The organism is Zhongshania sp., from assembly GCF_041623545.1.
Classification (GTDB): domain Bacteria; phylum Pseudomonadota; class Gammaproteobacteria; order Pseudomonadales; family Spongiibacteraceae; genus Spongiibacter.
On sequence record NZ_JBFJWS010000230.1, the window covers coordinates 1 to 5,184 of the forward strand.

At 51.1% G+C, this 5,184-nt stretch carries 6 protein-coding genes; 2 read left to right on the plus strand and 4 right to left on the minus strand.

Annotated features, from left to right (window positions below; genetic code table 11):
• Positions 1–274: 274 nt before the first annotated feature.
• Complete coding sequence (locus ABYT30_RS15195; RefSeq protein WP_373080695.1) at positions 275–556, minus strand: hypothetical protein; 282 nt, start codon at positions 554–556, stop codon at positions 275–277.
• A 224-nt stretch (positions 557–780) separates the two neighbouring features.
• Entirely contained in the window at positions 781–2,163 is a 1,383-nt protein-coding gene (locus ABYT30_RS15200) for a 3-oxoacyl-ACP reductase (protein WP_373097356.1), read from the minus strand.
• 268 nt (positions 2,164–2,431) lie between these two features.
• On the opposite strand from ABYT30_RS15200, the gene ABYT30_RS15205 reads away from it, so the two are divergent.
• Positions 2,432–3,730 (plus strand): acetyl-CoA C-acetyltransferase, encoded by a 1,299-nt coding sequence (locus ABYT30_RS15205; protein WP_373097357.1) that lies wholly within the window; start codon positions 2,432–2,434, stop codon positions 3,728–3,730.
• A gap of 68 nt (positions 3,731–3,798) precedes the next feature.
• Here ABYT30_RS15205 and ABYT30_RS15210 read toward each other — a convergent pair whose 3' ends face one another.
• Positions 3,799–4,122: a hypothetical protein gene (locus tag ABYT30_RS15210; RefSeq protein ID WP_373097358.1), complete on the minus strand. Its 324-nt coding sequence runs from the start codon at positions 4,120–4,122 to the stop codon at positions 3,799–3,801.
• 174 nt (positions 4,123–4,296) lie between these two features.
• Between ABYT30_RS15210 and ABYT30_RS15215 the strand changes: the two genes are divergently transcribed.
• Positions 4,297–4,767, plus strand: a complete 471-nt coding sequence (locus ABYT30_RS15215) for a Dps family protein (RefSeq protein ID WP_373080690.1) — start codon at positions 4,297–4,299, stop codon at positions 4,765–4,767.
• Between the two features lie 18 nt (positions 4,768–4,785).
• Here ABYT30_RS15215 and ABYT30_RS15220 read toward each other — a convergent pair.
• Positions 4,786–5,184 (minus strand): diguanylate cyclase domain-containing protein (locus ABYT30_RS15220; RefSeq protein ID WP_373097359.1); only part of this gene is annotated, 399 nt, incomplete at its 5' end.

Consider the following 5,184-nt stretch of genomic DNA (forward strand, 5'->3'; position numbering starts at 1 on the left):
TCACAGTGCAGTCGGCCTTCTGATTCATGTCGAATAAATACCGCCAAGTCCTTGGGGTTTGCAGTATTTGCGTAGTTTTCCGAAAAGCGACGTTCAAGGTACTCAATGGCATCGAATGCCAGCATTGGGTCACCGAGGTTTTTCGAAAACCAGTTTTGCATTGGCGTTAGTACTCTTGTTGCGCGTAAAGATTGCGCTAAAACATGGGCAGTTTTATTGCTTAAATAACTAGCTAAATAAACCTGCCCTCATTATCACTGCGTTGCCTTCAATGTTACTTGCTGAAAAACTTCTTTACTGTTGCGCTTAAATCATCGCTAAGCTCGTCAAAGCGAGCTGACAAATCTTCCCATTTATCCTCAGCTGAATTTGCGACTTCGGCAAGTCGTAATTTAGCGGTAGCTAGCTTTTTCTCGAGTTTTTCAATGTGCTCGTGGGCGTCGATGCGCTGATCAGCAACTTGGCTTTTGACTTTGGCTTTAAGCATGTCAAGTTTGGCAATTTGCTCATCAATGGTTGCTTGGCCTTTAGCTACGTATGCGTCTTTCTTGCTCATTGTGTTGTTACTCCTAGGGCGGGGGTGTTGAGGACGCTGGTCATGCAGCTCACCGATGATATTGCGTCATTTCCTTGCTAATGCAATAGGTGGGGGAAATATATTACTGCAATGATAGGCAGAGTGGCGAAACCGGTGGGACGCGCGGCTGCTGTATCTAAGTGATGTAATTTTAGGCGGGCCAAAACCCCGCAGCGGTGCGCTGCAGGGTTGTTGTTTGAGTGTTACGCGCCGAACCAAGATTGGCCGCAAACTCGCACGGTGTTGCCGCTAACACCGCGTGAAGCGGGGTTGCCGAAGAAGGCGATGGTCTCGGCTACGTCTACTGGTAAGCCGCCTTGAGAGAGTGAGTTCAAGCGACGACCGAACATACGGGTGAATAGCGGAATTGCTGCGGTCATGGCGGTTTCTATAAAGCCGGGTGCCACGGCGTTAACCGTAATATTGCGCGACGCGAGTTCTTCTGATTGGGCCATAAAATCGACATAACCGATAACGCCAGCCTTGGATGCGGCGTAATTGGTTTGGCCTCGCTGGCCGCCAATGCCGTTCATGGAGGAAACACCAATGATGCTGCCGCCGTCGTTTAGTGCGCCGCTGCTTAATAGCTCACTTGTAATGCGTTGGGCCGCAGCGAGGTTGATGTCTAGGGTCATCTGCCAGAACTGCTCAGACATATTAGCGATGGTTTTATCCCGAGTGACACCGGCATTGTGAACCACAATGTCGGCACCGCCTAAGGCTTTCAGGGCCGCGCCAATTTTTGCGGGAGCATCGCTGCTGGTAATGTCGGCAATAACGGGCTTACCGTTGAGGCGAGCCATTATCTTGGCTAAGTCAGTTTCCATCTGCACAACGTCTACACCGACCACGGTGGCACCGTCGCGGGCCAGGGTTTCGGCAATCGCGGCACCAATACCACGTGAGGCGCCAGTGACCAGAGCGATTTTGCCTGCCAAGGGCTTGTGCCAATCGGCAGTTGCGTTCACGGCAGCGCTGCGAACCTTGATGACTTGACCGCTGATGTAAGCTGACTTGGGGGACAGTACAAAACGCAAACTGCTGTCTAGGTTCGCTTCCGCGCCTTCGGCAACGGTAATAAGCTGCGCGGTCGCGCCCTTGCTGCCGACTTCTTTGGCTAGCGAGCGGCTAAGACCTTCTAGAGCTCGTTGAGTAGCGGCGGCTTCTGGAGTGGCGCATTCCATATGAGGGCGGCCAAGAATAACAATGCGACCGCTGGCGCGGAGCTTGCGGATGTTCTCATTAAAGAAGCGGTAGGCCTGAATTAATTGCAGGCTGTCGGTAAAACCGCTGCCGTCAAAGACAAGGGCTTGGTAGCGCTCTGCAACGACAGTTTCAACGGGCTTACTGGCTTGCGCCGCGCACTCGGTGGTCAGCGCTAACTCGGCATCACTGTCTTGTAAGTTACGCAAGCACGCGTCGACAAGCTGAGCGTTACTTCCGGCGCCAAAGAGCAGGGCGCCAGAGAAGAAGCTGGTTTGTTCGGGGTAGTAGCGCAGCAAGTCGACGGGGGCGTTTACACCCAGCGCGCCTAGGATCTTTTTACCGACATTAGAGTTAATCATGTTTTCGACTGTGTCGCTCATACCGTGTGCTCCGCTGCCCAAGAGGGCTTATGTCTGAATTCTATTTACATCACCTGACCTGAGGTCTAATTTTGCTGCTAGTGGCCAAGTAATATCTTGCTGCTAATTAACAGTGGTGGGCATTGTAACGGCTCAATAAGGCAACCGGATTGACAGCGGCGCACTTGGCCGCCGTCGCTTCAGCCAATGCCGCGGGATTCAGGCTTGTTACACTGCGCGCACTTTAGGATATACCCACTGTCTCCCTATTTAACACCGAGGTCCAGATATGACACAGGCTATTAAGCGCGTTGCTATCATCGGCGGTAACCGAATTCCCTTTACCCGTTCCAATACAGCGTATTTTGGTGTGAGTAACCAAACTATGCTCACGGCGGCAATAGAGGGCTTGGTGCAGCGCTATAATCTGCAGGGTGAGTGTCTGGGCGAAGTAGCCGCTGGCGCGGTTATGAAGCACAGCCGGGACTTTAATTTAACCCGGGAATCGGTATTGGGCACTTCGCTACACGCCAATACGCCCTGTTTTGATATCCAGCAGGCCTGCGGTACTGGCTTGCAAGCCATTAACTTGGTTGCCAACAAAATTGCGCTTGGCCAGATTGATGCCGGTATCGCTGGAGGTGTTGACACTACCTCTGATGCCCCCATCGGTGTGAGCGAAGGTCTGCGTAAAATTTTACTGCAGGTTAACAAGGCGCGCTCCTTCGGTGATCGTGTCAAGCCATTCCTGCAGCTGCGCGCTAAAGACGTGGGCGTATTGATTCCCGCCAATGCCGAACCGCGCACACGCTTGTCGATGGGCGGGCACACCGAAATCACCGCTAAGGCGTGGCAGATTCCTCGCGACCAGCAAGACGAGTTGGCGGCGGCGAGTCACCAGAATTTGGCCGCAGCTTATGATCGAGGCTTCTTTAATGACCTCATTACGCCCTTTAATGGCGTGAACAAAGACAATATTCTGCGTCCTGACACCACCGCAGAAAAATTGGCAGGTTTAAAGCCGGCTTTTGATAAAGAAAGTGGTCAAGGCACCTTAACAGCGGGTAATTCATCGACTCTGACTGACGGCGCCTCGGTTGTGCTGTTGGCCAGCGAAGAGTGGGCTGCGGAACATAATCTGCCAGTACGGGCTTATTTGAGCTTTGTAGAAACGGCGGCAGTAGATTTCTTTGGTAAAGATGGCGCCAGCGAGAAAGAAGGCTTGTTACTCGCTCCGGCTTACGCTGTGCCACGTATGTTAGCTAAGGCGGGCTTGAGTCTGCAGGACTTTGATTACTACGAAATTCACGAGGCCTTTGCCGCGCAAGTCTTGGCAACCATGAAGGCTTGGGAAGACGAGTCCTTCTGTAAAGATAAGCTCGGACTGGATCGCGCGCTTGGCAGTATTGATCGTAGTAAATTGAATGTGAATGGCAGCTCATTAGCGGCGGGTCACCCGTTTGCCGCAACTGGTGGTCGAATTGTGGCCACTTTAGCTAAAATGCTGGAAGAGAAAGGTAGTGGTCGTGGTTTGATCTCTATTTGCGCAGCGGGCGGTCAGGGCGTAACGGCAATTATTGAGCGTTAAAACCAGTAGCCTCCCTTTGGAGGCTCGCTAGGCGTAAACAGAAGGCCAGCTTGTTCAAGCTGGCCTTTTTACTTTCCGTAAGTCGCACAATCCCCTTGTTCGTATCCCATGACCTTTTCATCAGCGCAGGCGCTACAGGCATTGCCGTAAGTTTGGTGGCGCTGGGCAGGGCAGGGCGTGGTAACACAGCGAATACCCGTGTCGATGTGGCCGCAAACGGGCCTGTATTCCCTAGTACACATTTCTGGCCGAGGAGTTTCACAACTTGTAAACCCTTCTACTACCGGGGTGGCTGGTGCGTTCTGTGATGTAGCGCAAGCGCTGAGCAAGCCGCCCGCCAACAGAAGTAATAGGCTTAGTTTAAGTGCGCGTAGATAAGTGTATGACGGCATTGCTTGATCCATTGTTTTACTTGTTTAAGAAATATCAGGCCTGTGAGGGAACCCTGAGGTCAAAAGGTCATCATAGTAAACAGCTATCGTATCTATGGTAATTAAATATTTTAGATATGAATAGGCTTTTGCTAGTCTGGCACCAAGACACAGAAATTCATAGGAGTAAGTATTATGGAAAGTATCGATATTGGTATTAGCGAAGCGAATCGTGAAGCGATAGCCGATGGACTTAAAGCTTTACTGGCAGATTCTTACACATTGTATCTACAGACCCACAATTTTCATTGGAATGTGACAGGGCCACGCTTTCGCGATCTGCATCTGATGTTTGAAGAACACTATACCGAATTAGCTGTGGCCGTTGATGATATCGCCGAGCGTATCCGTACGCTCGATGTAGCAGCGCCGGGGACTTATAAAGAATTTGCGCGCTTAAGCTCGATCGAAGAGGTTGATGGTGTTCCCTCGGCAGAGGCAATGGTGGATATTCTTACCAAAGGTCACGAGCAAGTGGTCAAAAGTTGCCGCGCGGCGTTAAAGTTGGCCCAGCAGGGTGACGACGAATCCACTGCCGCACTGGTGTCCGACCGCATGCGTATACACGAAAAAACCGCATGGATGCTGCGCGCCATTAATAAGTAAATTGATTGGCCTGCTGCCTCAGGTGGAATACTGGTTTTCACCTGAGCTTGCGCGCTTCACACTGTACATTTTTTGATCGGCCACTTTCAGTAAACTCTCATAATCGACGCCGTGTCGTGGGTAAACGGCGTAGCCAATGCTCGCGGAAATTTGGTAACTTGTGTTTTCTAAGGTCAATGGTTCCGCCAAGGCCTTTGAATACGACAATATTTTCGTTTTAATTACGTCGCTATCACTTAGTCCTGGCAATAGCATACAGAACTCATCACCGCCTAGCCGTGCAATAATATCAGTGCCACGGCTTTGCGCGCGCAGACGTTTGGCAAATTCCACGAGGATCATATCTCCACTGTGGTGACCTAAGGTGTCATTAATATTTTTAAAGTCGTTTAAGTCAAAATACAAGACGCAGAAAGA